The following is a 14,463-nucleotide window of genomic DNA, read 5'->3' on the forward strand; positions in this document are numbered from 1 at the left end:
CATGGATGGGGGCGAGCCCGAGGCGGTGTTGACGTGTCGCGGGTGGCGCGACAGGTTGCGCAGGGGTAGCGCGCGCTGCAGACGATTCAATGCCGGAGGCCACTGGCCACAGCCAGGTGGGCCAACGCAGGCACATTTGAATCAGCAGCATCAACACAAGTGGACTCGCTTCGATCCGCCGGTAGCTGTAAGGCTGCCGGCTGGGTATTCCGTATCGGTGTTTCGTGGGCGTCGGCTTGACTGGGGCACCCGGTTTTGCCACTTTGCGCTGGAGCGCGGGGTTTGCAATGGGGTGCCAAAGCGGCATCGACCTCACCGTGCGTTTGATCGTGCTCTAAACTTCTGTCTAATCAAGCACTTACAAGAACGCACTGGTGAAAAACATTATAGGTGCGAAGCCGGAGTCCGCGGTGGCGGAAGTTCGTTTTCTGACAGTCGATGACGAATCGGCCGGCCAGCGACTCGACAACTTCCTCTTCCGCCATCTCAAGGGCGTCCCCAAGACCCACGTCTACCGGATCATCCGGTCGGGCGAGGTGCGCATCAACAGGGGCCGCGCGCAGGCCGAAAGCCGGCTGGCGGTCGGCGACCTGGTTCGACTGCCGCCCGTGCGCGTGGCCGCGCGCGCGGAGGAAGGCGCCACGCCTGCGGCGCCCGCACGCGAATTCCCGCTGCTGCTGGAAGACGATGCGCTCATTGCCATCGACAAGCCGGCCGGCGTGGCCGTGCACGGGGGCAGCGGTGTCAGTTTCGGGGTGATCGAACAACTTCGCACCGCGCGGCCGACCGCCCGCTTCCTGGAACTCGTGCACCGGCTCGACCGTGAAACGTCCGGCATCCTGCTGGTGGCCAAGAAGCGCAGCGCCCTGACCGCGCTGCAGGATCAGTTCCGCGAGCGCGAGACCGGCAAGACCTACCTGGCGCTGGTCGAGGGCGCCTGGCCGGCCAACCGCAAGGTGCTGGATTCGTCGCTGGCCAAGTACCTGCTGCCGAGCACCAAGGGCTCGACCGAGCCGGGCGAGCGCCGCGTGCGCGTGGTCGCCAAGGACCATCCAGACGCCATGCGTGCGCTGACGCTGGTGCGCGTTCTGGGCAGCCTGGCGCTGCCGGGCGATGGCCGCACGCTGTCGCTGCTGGCGGTGACCATCAAGACCGGCCGCACCCACCAGATCCGCGTGCACCTGGCCTCCGCAGGGCATGCCATCGTCGGCGACGACAAATACGGCGATTTCGAGCGCAACCGCGCCTTGCAGAAGTTCGGTGTCAAGCGCATGTTCCTGCATGCCTGGCGCCTCCAGTTCAACCACCCCGCGAGCGGCGAACGCACGGCGCTGCAGGCCGATCTGCCGCCCGAGCTGCAGGCGCTGATGACGCCGCCGCTGCGCGAAGCGCTCGCCCAAGCCCCTGTGCCTACCTCTCATGACTGATTCCCGACCCCGCCGTTTCGACCTCATTGCCTTCGACTGGGACGGCACCCTCTACGACTCCACCCGGCTGATCGCGCGCTGCATCCAGTTGGCGGTGGTCGACGTGGGCGGCACCATGCCCAGTGAACGCGATGCCGCCTGGGTCATTGGCCTCGGCCTGGGCGAGGCGCTGGCCCGCGCGGCGCCCGACGTTCCCAAGGAGAAATATCCGGAGCTGGGTGCGCGCTACCGCTACCACTACCTCAAGCACCAGGACGACATCGTTCTGTTCGAGGGCGTATTGCCGATGCTCGAGGCACTCAAGGCGCGTGGCCACCTGCTGGCCGTTGCCACCGGCAAGTCGCGCCGCGGTCTCAACGAGGCCTTGGCGACGGCCGCGTTGCGCCATTGTTTCGACGACTCGCGCACCGCCGACGAAACGCACGGCAAACCGCATCCGCGCATGCTGCTGGAGCTGATGGAAGCGCTGGACGTGCCGGCCGAGCGCACGCTGATGATCGGCGACACCACCCACGACCTGCAGCTTGCGCTCAACGCGGGCTGCGCCAGCGTCGGCGTGAGCTACGGGGCGCACGAACCGCAGAGCTTCGATGCGCTGCAACCGTTGTTTGTAGCCCACTCCGTCAGCAGCCTGTCGGCATGGCTGCTCGACAATGCCTGACGCCTGGTACGCCTCCGACCCACCGCTTTTCCCCGTCACCCGCCCCCATGAGTGAAGAAGTCATCCCCCTGTGCAACGCCGCCGACCTCGGCGAAGGTGGTTTGGCGGTGCCTTTCGACGTGGTGTACGGCGGCGAGAGCTGCCGTGCCTTTGCGGTGCGTTTCGAAGGTCGGCCTCATGCCTACCTTAACCGCTGCAGCCACGTCGCCATGGAAATGGACTTCCAGCCCGACCGTTTCTTCGACGACTCCGGCCAGTGGCTGCTGTGTGCCACCCATGGTGCGGCGTACAGCCCCGAGACCGGCGAATGCGCAGGCGGCCCCTGCCGAGGTGGCCTCGTGAAGATCGCCCTGAGCGAGCGCGATGGCGTGGTCCACTGGCATACTGCCCCGAACCTTCGCCCGCTGGCCTTCTAGACAAGACATTCAACCGACATGACCGATCCCACGCGCCGGGAACCCGAGGGCTTCGAGCCCTTTGAACGCACGGTCCCTCTTTCTTCCTCTTCTGCTTCGACCCCCTCCATGGCCAACAACGACCCCACTTCCCAAACCGGCTGGGAACGCGCGACGCTGGAAAAGCTCGCCTTCGCCGCTCTGCGTGAGCAGAAGTCCACGCGCCGGTGGAAGACCTTCGTCCGGCTGTCGTGGCTCGCCTTCTTCATCTTCCTGGCCTGGTTTGCGCTGGCACGTGGCACCGCAACGACCACGACCACCACCGCGCACACCGCCGTCGTCGAGATCAAGGGCGAAATCGCCAACGGCGCCGATGCGAGTGCCGAATTCGTGATCGCCGCCATGAAGACCGCCTTCGAGGATGCGAGCGCCAAGGGCGTGATCCTGCTGATCAACTCGCCCGGCGGCAGCCCGGTGCAGGCCGGCATCATCAACGACGAAATCCGCCGCCTGAAGGCCAAGCACAACAAGCCGGTGTATGCGGTGGTCGAGGAGACGTGTGCCTCGGCGGCCTACTACATTGCCGCTGCCACCGACAAGATCTACGTGGACAAGGCGAGTATCGTGGGCAGCATCGGCGTGCTGATGGACGGCTTCGGTTTCACCGGGCTGATGGACAAGGTCGGCGTCGAGCGCCGGCTGCTCACTGCCGGCGAGAACAAGGGCTTCCTCGACCCGTTCAGCCCGATGAACGATGCCCAGCGCGCCCATGCGCAGCAGATGCTCGACCAGATCCATGCGCAGTTCATCAACGTGGTCAAGACCGGACGCGGCGACCGCCTGAAGCTCGACACGCCCGGCCTCTTCAGCGGCTTGTTCTGGAGCGGCCAGCAGGCTGTCGACCTCGGCCTGGCCGACCAGTTGGGCAACGTCGACTTCGTGGCGCGCGAGGTCATCAAGGCCGAGGACGTGATCGACTACACCCGCCGCGACAACGTGGCCGAAAAGCTGGCCAAGAAGTTCGGCGCGGCCTTTGCCGATGCCTCGGTGAGCGCCATGCGCACGTTGCCCGCGCTGCGCTGACCCCCCTGCGGTGCCCCTCTGCGGTGTCTTCAGGCCGAAGGTGGTGGATTGGCATGGCGCGCCGATGCCGCCAGGGCCAGTGCGAACATCACCACCACGCCCAGTGCGGCCGTCAGTGAACTGACGCGCGCGAGCAGGCCGATCAGCGGCGGCCCGACCATGAAGCCGAGGTAGGCGAGGGCGGACACCGCGGCGATGCCGCGTGCCGGATCGACGCCCGGCACCCGTGCCGAGGCGGAGAACAGGATCGGCACCACATTGGCGAAGCCGACCCCGACGCCGGCAAATCCCACCAGCGCAATCCACGGCGTGGCCGTCACAAGCACCAGTGCCATCGACGCCGCTGCCACCAGCGCGCTGGCGCGCAGCAGCACGGCGGGCTCGAAGCGCGCGCGCAGGGCGTCGCCGCCGAAGCGTGTGGCGGCCATGGCGGCAGAGAAGCTGGCATAGGCCAGCGCGGCCTGCTGCTGCGGACTGCCCAGCTCCTGCTGCAGATAGAGCACGCTCCAGTCGTAAATGGCGCCTTCGGCGATCAGGCCGAGCGCGGCCAGCACGCCAAGCACGGCAAGGGTGCCGCGAGGCAGGCGAAAGCCGTGGTTGCCGCCCGCCGAGGCCGTGGCTTCCCGGGGCAGCATCGCGGTGGACGACAGCATCACGGTGAGCGCCATGACGCCTGCGACCAGCAACAGATGGTGTTGCGGCTGCAGACCTGCGGCCAGCGCGGCCCCGCCGGTCACGGCGCCGGCCATGCCGCCCAGGCTGAACATGCCGTGCATGCCGCTCATCAGCGTCTGGTGGCCGTGCAGTTCCAGTTGCGAGGCTTCGGTGTTGATGGCCACGTCGAACACGCTTGTCACCACGCCGAACAGGCCCAGCAGCGCGAGCAGCGCGCTGTAGCCCGGCATGGCGATGAGGCCGGCGAGCAGCAGCGCATAGACCACGCCGCAGGCCGTGGCCACGCGACGCGCGCCGTGGCGGCCGATCCACTGGCCTGCGCGTGTCAGTCCCAGCAGCGCACCCACGCCCGCCGCCAGCATGGCCAGCCCGAGCGCCGCCTCGTCGACGCCGTAGTGCGCCTTCACCGTGGGTATGTGCACGCCCCAGGTCGCGAAGATGAAGCCGGAAGCGAAGAAAAGGCCGCGCGTGGCCCAGCGCGTACGCGCGGTGACGATCGCCTTCATCCTTTAGCGCCCGATCGCAAAGACGGCGGGTGCGCGCTGGTCACCTTCGGCCTTCTGCGAACGCCAGGCCTTGACGGTCTGGCTGCAGGTGGTGGCACTGGCCAGCGTGATGCCGCGCGCGACCGCCAGCCGTGTGTTGTGCTGCAGTGTCTGCAGCAGCGCCTGCAGCACCGCGGCGTTTCGGTAGGGCGTTTCGATGAAGAGTTGGGTCTGGCCGCTGCGCAGCGCCAGGGCCTCCAGCTCGCGGATGCGCTGCGTGCGGGCGTCGGCGTCCTGCGGGAGGTAGCCCACGAAGGCGAAGTTCTGGCCGTTCAGGCCGCTGGCCGCGAGCGCGAGCAGCAGCGAGACCGGTCCGGTCAGCGGCACCACCACGATGCCCAGGTCGTGCGCGGCGCGCGCGACGGAGGAGCCCGGGTCGGCGACCGCCGGCATGCCCGCTTCGCTCAGCAGGCCCACATCGTGGCCTTCGAGGGCGGCGGTCAGAAGCGGACGCGCGTCGAATTGACCGGCGTGGTCGCCTTTCTTGTGCACGTCACGCGGGAGTTCCTGGATCTGCTGCGATTGCAGCGGCGCGGCCAGCGGTATGACCGCGTCGATGCGCTTGAGGTAGGCGCGGGCCGATTTGGCGTTCTCGCAGATCCAGTGGGTGATGCCCGCGGCTTTTTGCAGCGTGCCCAGTGGCAGTGCGTCCTGCAGTGGTGCCTGTTCGTCGCAGCCGAAATCCAGCGGGGCGGGGACGAGGTAAAGCGTGCCCGTGCTCACAGCAGCTCCACGCCGGCTGCCCGCAGCATGCGGCTGGTGCGGATCAGCGGCAGGCCGATGAGGGCGGTCGGGTCGTCGCTGTCGATGGCGTCGAGCAGCGCGATACCGAGTCCTTCGCTCTTGGCGCTGCCGGCGCAGTCGTAGGGCTGCTCGGCGCGCAGGTAGCGCTCGATGGCGTCGTCGCTCAGGTCGCGAAAGACCACGCGCACCGGCGCCAGGTCCCGCTCGACGAAGCCGGTCGCCTGGCAGACCACGGCCACGGCCGTCTGGAACACGAGCGTCTGGCCGCGCATGCGCCGCAACTGGGCGACCGCGCGTTCGTGGTTGCCGGGCTTGCCCAGCGGCTCGCCACCGAGGTCGGCGACCTGGTCGGAGCCGATCACCACCGCCTCCGGAAATTTGGCAGCGACCGCGCGTGCCTTCTCCAGCGCAAGGCGCTGCGCGAGTGCCTGCGGTGCCTCGCTGGGCAGCGGGGTTTCGTCGACATCGGGCGCGTGAACGTCGAAGGGCAGTTGCAGGCGGGTGAGCAGTTCGCGGCGGTAGCGCGAGGTCGAGGCGAGGATGACAGTGCGTTGCATGGTCGGAGATTGTGCGCGAGCGGTTTAGACTGGGCGGGATGAAAAGAGAATTCACGCCCGCCCGGCTCGACGTCTCGGCCTTCGCCGAAGCTGCGGCCACCTTGTCCGGCAGCGATCCGCTGACCCGGTACACCCGCCTGGGTGCAGAACTGGCCGATCCGGCCGCCGATGCCGTCGTCCAGTGGGAGGCCACGGGGCAGGAGCGAACGGGTGCTGGCGGCAACGCCGTGCCCTGGCTGCACCTCGCTGCCGAGACCGTGGTGCCGCTCGTGTGCCAGCGCTGCCTGGCGCCCGTGGACATCGCGTTGCAGGTCGACCGCTGGTTCCGCTTCGTCGCCGACGAGGAAACCGCAGCAGTCGAAGACGAGAACTCGGAAGAAGATGTGCTCGTGGGTGGACGCGATTTCGATCTGGCCGCACTGATCGAGGACGAGCTCCTGATGGATCTGCCGATCACGCCCACGCACGAAGTCTGCCCCGAGCCCGTGCAGCTGTCGGCCGTTGACCCGGCTTTCGACCAGGCGCTGGAAGCCAAGCCGAATCCTTTTGCGGCGCTCGATGCGTTGCGTCCGCGCAAGTCGGAGTGACACCCGATCAGCGGGCTGGCGCTCTTTGCGAGGTCGCGCTATAATCATGGGCTTCGCGCGCGCCGCCGTCGGCAATCAGGCTCTCTCGGGAACCCCGAAAGCAGATGTGCCCCAGCCGAGCGCATGCCCGCCCACTCAACCGAATATTTCCAGGAGCCACCATGGCCGTCCAGCAAAACAAGAAGTCGCCCTCGAAGCGCGGCATGCATCGTTCCCACAACGCGCTGGTCGTGCCCGGCACCGCCGTGGAACCGACCACTGGCGAAATCCACCTGCGTCACCACATCAGCCCCAACGGTTTCTACCGTGGCCGCCAGGTTCTGAAGAACAAGTCCGAAGCCTGATCGCGATATCCAAGGCCGAGGCCCGAAGCTACGCCTCTTGTAGCGTCGGGCCTTTGTTTTGATGGTCACGCCATCCTCTTTCGCTTCGGCGCCCCCTGTGATCACGTTGGCCGTGGATTGCATGGGAGGCGACCACGGGCCGCGCATCACGCTGCCCGCCTGCCGCGCTTTTCTGGAGCGCTATGTCGACGCACATCTGCTGCTGGTCGGCAAGCCTGAGCAATTGGCTGGTTTTTCGCATCCCCGCGCCACATTGGTTGCGGCCAGCGAGGTCGTCGGCATGGACGACCCCATCGAGATCGCGCTTCGCAAGAAAAAAGACTCCTCGATGCGTCTGGCGATCGAGCAGGTCAAGCTGGGTGCCGCGCAGGCTGCGATATCTGCGGGCAATACCGGTGCTTTGATGGCGATCGCACGCTATCTTCTCAAGACCATGGAGGGCATCGATCGCCCGGCCATTGCCACACGCCTGCCCAATGCAAAGGGTGGCGCCACCACCGTGCTCGATCTGGGTGCCAACGTGGATTGCGACGCCGGCGATCTGCTGCAGTTCGCGGTCCTGGGTTCGGCCCTGGTGTCGTCGCTCACCGGCAACGAGTCGCCCACGGTGGGTTTGCTCAATGTCGGCGAAGAAGCGATCAAAGGCAGCGAAACCATCAAGAAAGCCGGTCAACTGCTGCGTGCGGCTGCCCTGTCGAAGGACCTGAACTTCCACGGCAACGTGGAAGGCAACGACATCTTCAAGGGCACGACTGACATCGTGGTGTGTGACGGCTTTGTCGGCAACGTGACACTGAAGGCGAGCGAAGGCGTCGCTTCGATGATCGTCGACTATTTGCGCGCCGAGTATTCGAATGGTGTTTTCAGCAAATTTGCAGCGATCGTGTCGTATCCGGTGTTAAAAGCACTCAAAAAGCGCCTGGATCACCGCAGCTACAACGGCGCGGCACTGCTGGGACTGCGTGGGCTGGTTTTCAAGAGCCATGGCTCGGCCGACGAACTCGCATTCGGTCATGCGCTCGATCGCGCTTATGATGCCGCTCGCAACAACCTGCTCGATCGCGTGCGGGCCCGCATCGCCCACGCCGCGCCCTTGCTCGCGCGGCACGAACCGGCGGCGCCGGTCGACGCGGCGGCGCTCCACGCCTGATGACCCCTTATTCACGTATCACCGGCACCGGCAGCTACCTGCCCCCCCGCCGTGTCACCAACGACGACCTCGCGAGAGACCTGGCCACCCGCGGCATCGAAACGTCCGATCAATGGATCATCGAGCGCACGGGCATTCACGCTCGGCACTTCGCGGCGCCGGATGTGACGAGCAGCGATCTCGCGCTCGAGGCCTGTAAAAATGCGCTGGAGTCAGCCGGCCGCCGTGCCGACGAGATCGACCTGATCATCGTGGCGACCTCGACCCCGGACATGGTGTTCCCGTCGTCGGCCGCCATCCTCCAGCACAAGCTGGGCATTGCCGGCTGTCCGGTGTTCGACGTGCAGGCGGTGTGCAGCGGCTTCGTGTATGCGCTGACCGTGGCCGATTCGCTGATCAAGACCGGCACCGCCAAGTGCGCACTGGTCGTGGGTGCCGAAGTGTTTTCGCGCATCCTGGATTTCAACGATCGCACGACCTGCGTGCTGTTCGGCGACGGCGCAGGTGCGGTGGTGCTTGAAGCGAGCGATGAGCCGGGGATCCTGGCGAGCGATCTGCATGCCGACGGCAAGCATGTCGGCATCCTGTGTGTGCCCGGTCATGTCTCTGGCGGCAAGGTGCTGGGCACGCCGCTCCTGCACATGGATGGCCAGGCGGTCTTCAAGCTCGCGGTGCGCGTGCTCGAGGATGCGGCCCGCGCCACGCTGGACAAGGCAGGCAAGACCGAGGCCGACATCGACTGGCTCGTGCCGCACCAAGCCAACATCCGCATCATGGAGGGTACGGCCAAGAAGCTGAAGCTCTCGCGCGAGAAGCTGATCGTGACGGTGCACGCGCACGGCAATACCTCGGCCGCTTCGATTCCGCTGGCGCTCGATGAATCGGTGCGCAGCGGCAAGATCAAGAAGGGTGAAACGCTCATGCTCGAAGGCGTGGGCGGCGGTTTCACCTGGGGCGCCGTCCTTTTGAATCTGTAGTCCGCATGCTGCGGAGCCCGCCGTCATGCGGCGGGTTCTGTGTTGCGACAGAAGACCTAACACCATGAAATCCTTTGCTTTTGTCTTTCCAGGCCAGGGCTCCCAGTCGGTCGGCATGCTCGACGCGTGGGGCGATCACCCCGCCGTGGCCGAAACCCTGCGCGAAGCCTCCGACGCCATGGACCTGGATCTGGCGACGCTGATCCACGAGGGTCCGAAGGAGGCGCTCGCGCTCACCACCAACACGCAGCCCGTCATGCTGGTGGCCGGCGTCGCCGCTTGGCGCGCCTGGCTGGCCGAAGGAGGCGCCCGGCCCTCGGTGGTCGCGGGCCATTCGCTGGGTGAATATTCCGCGTTGGTCGCTGCCGGCGTCCTGACGCTGGCGCAAGCCGCGCCACTCGTGCGCTTTCGCGCTGAAGCGATGCAGCAGGCCGTGCCAGTCGGCGTGGGCGCCATGGCGGCCGTGCTCGGCATGGACGCCGCCAAGGTCATCGCCGGCTGCGCCGAGGCCACTGCCAGCTTCGGTGCAGGCAGTGCCGAAGTGGTCGAAGCCGTGAACTTCAACGACCCGATGCAGACCGTGATCGCCGGCAGCAAGGCGGCGGTCGACAAGGCCTGCGAGATCGTCAAGGCCCACGGTGCCAAGCGTGCGTTGCTGCTGCCGGTGTCCGCGCCGTTTCACTCAAGCCTGATGAAGCCTGCGGCCGAGGCGCTGCGCGAGAAGCTGGCGTCGGTCACGCTGGCCGCGCCGCAGATTCCGGTGCTCAACAACATCGACGTGGCTGTCGAGACGGATGTCGAACGCATCCGTGAGGCGCTGGTGCGCCAGGCAGCCGGCCCGGTGCGCTGGGTCGAAAGCGTCCAGGCGCTCCAGGCCCGTGGCGTCGAGGCGATGGTCGAATGCGGCCCCGGCAAGGTGCTCGCCGGCATGGCCAAGCGCATTGCTCCTGAACTCGCCGCCGCTTCAATCTACGATCCGGCCACGCTGGCCGACGTCCGCCAACTGTTGAATCCCACCCCATGAGCAAACCCTCCTTTGAAGGCCAGGTCGCCCTGGTGACCGGCGCGACGCGCGGCATTGGCGCTGCCATCGCACTTGAACTCGCCCAGCATGGCCTGAAAGTCATCGGCACCGGCACGACGCAGGACGGCGCAGCCAAGATCTCCAGCGCGCTGTCGGCCTTCGGCGGCCAGGGCTGCATGCTCGACGTGAATGACGGCGCGGCGCTCGAGGCGCTGGTCGACGACATCGTCAAGCTACACGGCGGCCTGCATGTGCTGGTCAACAACGCCGGCATCACGCGCGACATGCTTGCCATGCGGCTCAAGGACAACGACTGGGATGCGGTGATCGACACCAATCTCAAAGCCGTGTTTCGCATGTCGCGGGCCGTGATTCGACCGATGATGAAGCAGCGTTATGGCCGCATCATCAGCATCACGAGCGTGGTGGGCGCGGCTGGCAACGCCGGCCAGGCCAACTACGCAGCGGCCAAGGCCGGTGTGGCAGGCATGACGCGCGCCCTGGCGCGCGAACTGGGCAGCCGCAACATCACCGTCAACTGCGTCGCGCCGGGCTTCATCGAGACCGACATGACCGCCAGCCTGCCCGAGGCCCAACAGCAGGCGCTGCTCTCGCAGATTCCGCTGGGGCACCTGGGCAAGCCGGCGGACATCGCGCATGCGGTGGCGTACCTTGCATCGCCGCAGGCGTCGTACGTGACGGGGCAGGAACTGCACGTCAACGGCGGCATGCACATGTAAAGGCGCATCGCGCAATCTTTTCCCGTAGGGTCCGTCCGGCGATTGCCGGTCGCGGGCCAGTTAAAATCCACCGATTCTTTACAACCCCCAGAGGGAACCAAATGAGCGATATCGAAGCACGTGTCAAAAAAATCATTGCCGAACAACTCGGCGTTGAAGAGTCCCAAGTCACCAACGAGAAGGCTTTCGTGGCCGATCTGGGCGCTGACTCGCTCGACACGGTCGAACTCGTGATGGCACTCGAAGACGAGTTCGGCATCGAGATCCCCGACGAAGACGCAGAAAAGATCACGACGGTGCAGAACGCCGTCGACTACGCCACCAAAAATCAAAAGGCCTGAACGGCCGGCTGACACCGTCATGGCTCGCGGCGCTTCGGCAGTCCGTGCACAAGATCCGACGGTGCTTCAGCGTCTCGAGAAAGGTTTGCCGGCATGACCAAACGCCGCGTTGTCGTGACCGGTCTCGGTTGCATCGCCCCTGTTGGAAATACGGTGGCCGAATCCTGGTCCAACCTGTTGGCCGGCAAGTCGGGCATTGACACCATTCAAGCGTTCGACGCCAGTCCTTTCGCCTGCAGATTTGCAGGCGAGGTGAAGGGCTTCGATATCACCCAATACATTTCCGAGAAGGAAGCGCGTCACATGGACCGCTTCATCCATCTCGGGATGGCGGCCGCCATCCAGGCGGTCCAGGACAGTGGCCTCAAGACCGGCGAAGAACTTTCGCCCGAAGAGGCCACCCGCATCGGCTGCAACATCGGTTCGGGCATCGGTGGACTGCCGATGATCGAGCAGACGCACGCAGAACTCGTCAACCGTGGCCCGCGCCGCGTCTCGCCTTTCTTCGTGCCGGCCTCGATCATCAACATGATCTCCGGCCACGTGTCGATCAAGTACGGCTTCCAGGGCCCGAACATCGCTGTGGTCACGGCTTGCACCACGGGCCTGCATGCGATCGGCCTGTCCGCGCGCATGATCGAATACGGCGACGCCGACGTGATGATCGCGGGCGGCGCCGAGTCCACCGTGTCGCCGTTGGGCATTGGCGGCTTTGCGGCCGCGCGTGCGTTGTCGACGCGCAACGACGATCCGAAAACGGCTTCGCGTCCCTGGGACAAGGACCGCGACGGCTTCGTGCTGGGCGAAGGCTCGGGCGTGATGGTGCTCGAGGAGTACGAACATGCCAAGGCCCGCGGCGCCAAGATCTATGCCGAAATCTCCGGTTTCGGCATGAGCGCGGACGCCTATCACATGACCGCACCCAACGTCGACGGTCCGCGTCGCTCGATGAGCATGGCGCTTGCCAACGCGGGTGTGAATGCGGACCAGGTGCAGTACCTCAACGCGCATGGCACGTCCACGCCGCTGGGCGACCTGAATGAGACCAACGCGATCAAGAACACCTTCGGCGCGCATGCGAAGAAGATGATCGTCAACTCGACCAAGTCGATGACGGGGCATCTGCTGGGCGGTGCGGGGGGCATCGAGTCGGTCTTCACCGTGCTGGCACTGCATCACCAGAAGAGCCCGCCAACGATCAACATCTTCAATCAAGACCCGGAATGCGATCTGGACTACTGTGCCAACGAGGCGCGGGACGTGAAGATCGAGGTCGCGGTGAAGAACAACTTCGGCTTTGGCGGCACCAACGGCACGCTGGTGTTCAAGCGCGCTTGAGTCTGCTTCCTTCATGCACAGCGCTCCGTCGGTGAGTTATCCGGTGGGGCGTTCGTCGCGCAACGCCGCACGTCTGCTGTTAGGCCTCTGGTGGGCGGGTGCGTGCGTGACTGCGCTCACGGCCTGGCAGTTGCAACACGTTGGCTGGCGCACTGTCCTGCTTGGCGGCAGCGTGTTGCTGGCGGGCTGGGCCCTGCGTCATGAGGGCCGTACGGGCCGCGCGCAAGGTGCCGGCATGCTGCAGTTCGACAGCAATGGGTGGTCGCTGAAGGGCGCGACGCTCCTGCACGCGGAGTGCGTCGAGGTCTGCCTGGACCTTCAGTCGCTGCTGCTCGTTCGCTTGCAGCGCGCTGGCGAGTCCTCTCGCTGGCTGTGGCTCGACGCGTGCAGTGAACCGGCGCACTGGCCGGACCTCCGTCGTGCGGTATATTCGCGCGCGCCATCGACGGCCCCAGATTCCCATGCCGTGGGACCGCAGGTCGCTCGCGCGTCTTCGACCTTTTCATGACAGCTTCCCTACCGCCTGCTCCTCCGGATTCCGGTTCGACCGACGCGTCGCCGGCCGAGCCGCGTCCGGGCGAGGTCGACTTCCAACTGGTCCAACGCACCGTCGCGGGCGATCAGAAGGCGTTCGAGTTGCTCGTCATCAAATACCAGCGCCGCATCGAACGGTTGATCGGACGCATGGTGCGCGATGTGGACCTGGTCGAAGATATCGCCCAGGAAACCTTCATTCGAGCGTACCGCGCGCTGCACCAGTTCCGCGGCGAAGCCCAGTTCTACACCTGGCTCTATCGGATCGCCGTCAACACCGCCAAGAAGGCGCTGGTCGACATGAAACGCGATCCGACGGTCTCGGAAAGCGCACTGCGCTCGAGTTCCGACGACGAGGATGAAACTTACCGGCCCGGAAACGAACCAATCAGCGACGAAACCCCCGAAACGGTGCTCGCTGCGAATGAAATCGCAGCGGTGGTCGAGGCCGCCATGGCCGCATTGCCTGCGGAACTGCGGCAGGCGGTCACGCTGCGCGAGATCGAGGGCATGAGTTACGAAGAGATTGCCGAGATCATGAATTGCCCGATTGGCACGGTGCGTTCGCGGATATTCCGGGCGCGCGAAGCCATTTCGGCACGGGTGAAGCCCATGCTCGACAACCAGTCCGGCAAGCGTTGGTAGGTAAGCAGGTGAATCAAATGAACCATTCAGAATCAGCACGTGAACAGGTGTCCGCATTGGCTGACGGCCAACTCCGAGGCCAGATCCTTGTCCAGGCGGTCGCCCAGGTGTGCGACGACGAGGCGCTGCGCAATACCTGGCAGACCTACCACCTGATTGGCGACGTCATGCGGACGGGCAACCACGCCCCTTGCACCGACACGAGCGCCTTCATGGCGCGCCTGCAGAAGCGCTTGGCCGAGGAGCCACCGAGGGCCAAACCCGTGCTGGTGCCCGTGACTGTGGCGCACCCGGTGGTCCAGCGTGTGGAGGCGGCCAACGAACCCATGTTCAGGTGGAAGCTGGTCGCAGGCGCGGCGTCGCTTGCCGCTGCCGCGGCGATCGGCTGGAATTTCGTGGGTTACGGCGCCGGCGCAGGTATGGGGGTCGGCGCGGAGCTTGCGCAGCAGTCCACCAGCCAGGGCACCTCGGCGAATGCCATCGTGGCCGTGGCCGAGAGGGTGCCTGCAGCTTCCTCGGTGGTTCCCGTGCTCGAACCGAGCCGCGTAGTGGTGGGCAACATGCCCCAAGTGATGCTGCGCGATCCGCGCCTGGACCAGTTGCTTGAGGCGCACCAGCAGGCCGGTGGCGCCTCGCAGATGCCCTCGGGCTTTCTCCGCAACGCCACTTTCGAAGGATCGTCGCGCTGAGGGCGCG

General features: G+C 65.9%; 18 protein-coding genes. 15 read left to right on the forward strand and 3 right to left on the reverse strand.

Annotation, left to right across the window (positions count from 1 at the left end):
- Nucleotides 1-374: 374 nt before the first annotated feature.
- Genes J2W36_RS00100 through J2W36_RS00115 form a run of 4 tightly spaced genes read left to right on the forward strand, consistent with a single transcriptional unit; the run spans nt 375 to nt 3,566 of the window.
- Nucleotides 375-1,427: an RluA family pseudouridine synthase gene (locus J2W36_RS00100; RefSeq protein ID WP_307687617.1), complete on the forward strand. Its 1,053-nt coding sequence runs from the start codon at nt 375-377 to the stop codon at nt 1,425-1,427.
- A complete protein-coding gene (locus J2W36_RS00105; protein WP_307687618.1) occupies nt 1,420-2,088 on the forward strand; it encodes an HAD family hydrolase in 669 nt (222 codons plus the stop codon). Before J2W36_RS00100 ends, J2W36_RS00105 begins: the two co-directional genes overlap by 8 nt.
- 47 nt (nt 2,089-2,135) lie before the next feature.
- Nucleotides 2,136-2,504, forward strand: a complete 369-nt coding sequence (locus J2W36_RS00110; protein WP_307687619.1) for a Rieske (2Fe-2S) protein — start codon at nt 2,136-2,138, stop codon at nt 2,502-2,504.
- 18 nt (nt 2,505-2,522) lie between these two features.
- Complete coding sequence (locus J2W36_RS00115; protein WP_307687620.1) at nt 2,523-3,566, forward strand: S49 family peptidase; 1,044 nt, start codon at nt 2,523-2,525, stop codon at nt 3,564-3,566.
- Nucleotides 3,567-3,595: 29 nt separating this feature from the next.
- Here J2W36_RS00115 and J2W36_RS00120 read toward each other — a convergent pair whose 3' ends face one another.
- Genes J2W36_RS00120 through J2W36_RS00130 form a run of 3 tightly spaced genes read right to left on the reverse strand, consistent with a single transcriptional unit; the run spans nt 3,596 to nt 6,087 of the window.
- Entirely contained in the window at nt 3,596-4,747 is a 1,152-nt protein-coding gene (locus tag J2W36_RS00120) for an MFS transporter (protein ID WP_307687621.1), read from the reverse strand.
- Between the two features lie 3 nt (nt 4,748-4,750).
- Nucleotides 4,751-5,509, reverse strand: a complete 759-nt coding sequence (locus J2W36_RS00125) for an SAM-dependent methyltransferase (RefSeq protein WP_307687622.1) — start codon at nt 5,507-5,509, stop codon at nt 4,751-4,753.
- Complete coding sequence (locus J2W36_RS00130) at nt 5,506-6,087, reverse strand: Maf family protein (protein WP_307687623.1); 582 nt, start codon at nt 6,085-6,087, stop codon at nt 5,506-5,508. Before J2W36_RS00130 ends, J2W36_RS00125 begins: the two co-directional genes overlap by 4 nt.
- Nucleotides 6,088-6,125: 38 nt before the next feature.
- Here J2W36_RS00130 and J2W36_RS00135 point away from each other — a divergent pair, with 38 nt between their 5' ends.
- The 11 genes from J2W36_RS00135 to J2W36_RS00185 all read left to right on the forward strand — a co-directional run bounded on the left by J2W36_RS00135 (nt 6,126) and on the right by J2W36_RS00185 (nt 14,456).
- Nucleotides 6,126-6,674, forward strand: coding sequence for a YceD family protein (locus J2W36_RS00135; RefSeq protein ID WP_307687624.1), 549 nt, complete (start codon nt 6,126-6,128; stop codon nt 6,672-6,674).
- Between the two features lie 161 nt (nt 6,675-6,835).
- Nucleotides 6,836-7,018, forward strand: coding sequence for a 50S ribosomal protein L32 (rpmF, locus tag J2W36_RS00140; RefSeq protein ID WP_307687625.1), 183 nt, complete (start codon nt 6,836-6,838; stop codon nt 7,016-7,018).
- A 97-nt stretch (nt 7,019-7,115) separates the two neighbouring features.
- Nucleotides 7,116-8,168, forward strand: a complete 1,053-nt coding sequence (plsX, locus tag J2W36_RS00145; protein ID WP_307687626.1) for a phosphate acyltransferase PlsX — start codon at nt 7,116-7,118, stop codon at nt 8,166-8,168.
- Complete coding sequence (locus J2W36_RS00150; RefSeq protein ID WP_307687627.1) at nt 8,168-9,145, forward strand: beta-ketoacyl-ACP synthase III; 978 nt, start codon at nt 8,168-8,170, stop codon at nt 9,143-9,145. Before plsX ends, J2W36_RS00150 begins: the two co-directional genes overlap by 1 nt.
- A 64-nt stretch (nt 9,146-9,209) precedes the next feature.
- On the forward strand, nt 9,210-10,169 hold the full coding sequence (gene fabD, locus J2W36_RS00155) for an ACP S-malonyltransferase (RefSeq protein ID WP_307687628.1): 960 nt from the start codon (nt 9,210-9,212) through the stop codon (nt 10,167-10,169).
- Nucleotides 10,166-10,909 carry a 3-oxoacyl-ACP reductase FabG gene (fabG, locus tag J2W36_RS00160; RefSeq protein WP_307687629.1) on the forward strand — a complete coding sequence of 248 codons (744 nt, stop codon included), beginning with the start codon at nt 10,166-10,168 and terminating at the stop codon, nt 10,907-10,909. Before fabD ends, fabG begins: the two co-directional genes overlap by 4 nt.
- A gap of 101 nt (nt 10,910-11,010) precedes the next feature.
- On the forward strand, nt 11,011-11,250 hold the full coding sequence (gene acpP / locus J2W36_RS00165; protein ID WP_007830471.1) for an acyl carrier protein: 240 nt from the start codon (nt 11,011-11,013) through the stop codon (nt 11,248-11,250).
- Nucleotides 11,251-11,343: 93 nt separating this feature from the next.
- Nucleotides 11,344-12,588 carry a beta-ketoacyl-ACP synthase II gene (gene fabF, locus J2W36_RS00170; RefSeq protein WP_307687630.1) on the forward strand — a complete coding sequence of 415 codons (1,245 nt, stop codon included), beginning with the start codon at nt 11,344-11,346 and terminating at the stop codon, nt 12,586-12,588.
- A gap of 13 nt (nt 12,589-12,601) precedes the next feature.
- Nucleotides 12,602-13,096, forward strand: a complete 495-nt coding sequence (locus J2W36_RS00175) for a hypothetical protein (RefSeq protein WP_307687631.1) — start codon at nt 12,602-12,604, stop codon at nt 13,094-13,096.
- Complete coding sequence (gene rpoE, locus J2W36_RS00180; protein WP_307687632.1) at nt 13,093-13,767, forward strand: RNA polymerase sigma factor RpoE; 675 nt, start codon at nt 13,093-13,095, stop codon at nt 13,765-13,767. Before J2W36_RS00175 ends, rpoE begins: the two co-directional genes overlap by 4 nt.
- A 17-nt stretch (nt 13,768-13,784) precedes the next feature.
- A complete protein-coding gene (locus J2W36_RS00185) occupies nt 13,785-14,456 on the forward strand; it encodes a sigma-E factor negative regulatory protein (RefSeq protein ID WP_307687633.1) in 672 nt (223 codons plus the stop codon).
- Nucleotides 14,457-14,463: the final 7 nt, after the last annotated feature.

Source organism: Variovorax ginsengisoli, assembly GCF_030811835.1.
Taxonomy (GTDB): domain Bacteria; phylum Pseudomonadota; class Gammaproteobacteria; order Burkholderiales; family Burkholderiaceae_C; genus Variovorax; species Variovorax ginsengisoli_C.

What these genes read in the sequence shown, in the direction of transcription:
- J2W36_RS00175 (WP_307687631.1), top strand. Translation starts at nt 12,602, where the DNA reads ATGCACAGCGCTCCGTCGGTGAGTTATCCGGTGGGGCGTTCGTCGCGC.
- J2W36_RS00110 (WP_307687619.1), top strand. Translation starts at nt 2,136, where the DNA reads ATGAGTGAAGAAGTCATCCCCCTGTGCAACGCCGCCGACCTCGGCGAA.
- J2W36_RS00150 (WP_307687627.1), top strand. Translation starts at nt 8,168, where the DNA reads ATGACCCCTTATTCACGTATCACCGGCACCGGCAGCTACCTGCCCCCC.
- fabG (WP_307687629.1), top strand. Translation starts at nt 10,166, where the DNA reads ATGAGCAAACCCTCCTTTGAAGGCCAGGTCGCCCTGGTGACCGGCGCG.
- J2W36_RS00130 (WP_307687623.1), bottom strand. Translation starts at nt 6,087, where the DNA reads ATGCAACGCACTGTCATCCTCGCCTCGACCTCGCGCTACCGCCGCGAA.
- rpoE (WP_307687632.1), top strand. Translation starts at nt 13,093, where the DNA reads ATGACAGCTTCCCTACCGCCTGCTCCTCCGGATTCCGGTTCGACCGAC.
- J2W36_RS00135 (WP_307687624.1), top strand. Translation starts at nt 6,126, where the DNA reads ATGAAAAGAGAATTCACGCCCGCCCGGCTCGACGTCTCGGCCTTCGCC.
- fabF (WP_307687630.1), top strand. Translation starts at nt 11,344, where the DNA reads ATGACCAAACGCCGCGTTGTCGTGACCGGTCTCGGTTGCATCGCCCCT.
- J2W36_RS00115 (WP_307687620.1), top strand. Translation starts at nt 2,523, where the DNA reads ATGACCGATCCCACGCGCCGGGAACCCGAGGGCTTCGAGCCCTTTGAA.
- J2W36_RS00120 (WP_307687621.1), bottom strand. Translation starts at nt 4,747, where the DNA reads ATGAAGGCGATCGTCACCGCGCGTACGCGCTGGGCCACGCGCGGCCTT.
- rpmF (WP_307687625.1), top strand. Translation starts at nt 6,836, where the DNA reads ATGGCCGTCCAGCAAAACAAGAAGTCGCCCTCGAAGCGCGGCATGCAT.
- J2W36_RS00185 (WP_307687633.1), top strand. Translation starts at nt 13,785, where the DNA reads ATGAACCATTCAGAATCAGCACGTGAACAGGTGTCCGCATTGGCTGAC.
- fabD (WP_307687628.1), top strand. Translation starts at nt 9,210, where the DNA reads ATGAAATCCTTTGCTTTTGTCTTTCCAGGCCAGGGCTCCCAGTCGGTC.
- acpP (WP_007830471.1), top strand. Translation starts at nt 11,011, where the DNA reads ATGAGCGATATCGAAGCACGTGTCAAAAAAATCATTGCCGAACAACTC.
- J2W36_RS00105 (WP_307687618.1), top strand. Translation starts at nt 1,420, where the DNA reads ATGACTGATTCCCGACCCCGCCGTTTCGACCTCATTGCCTTCGACTGG.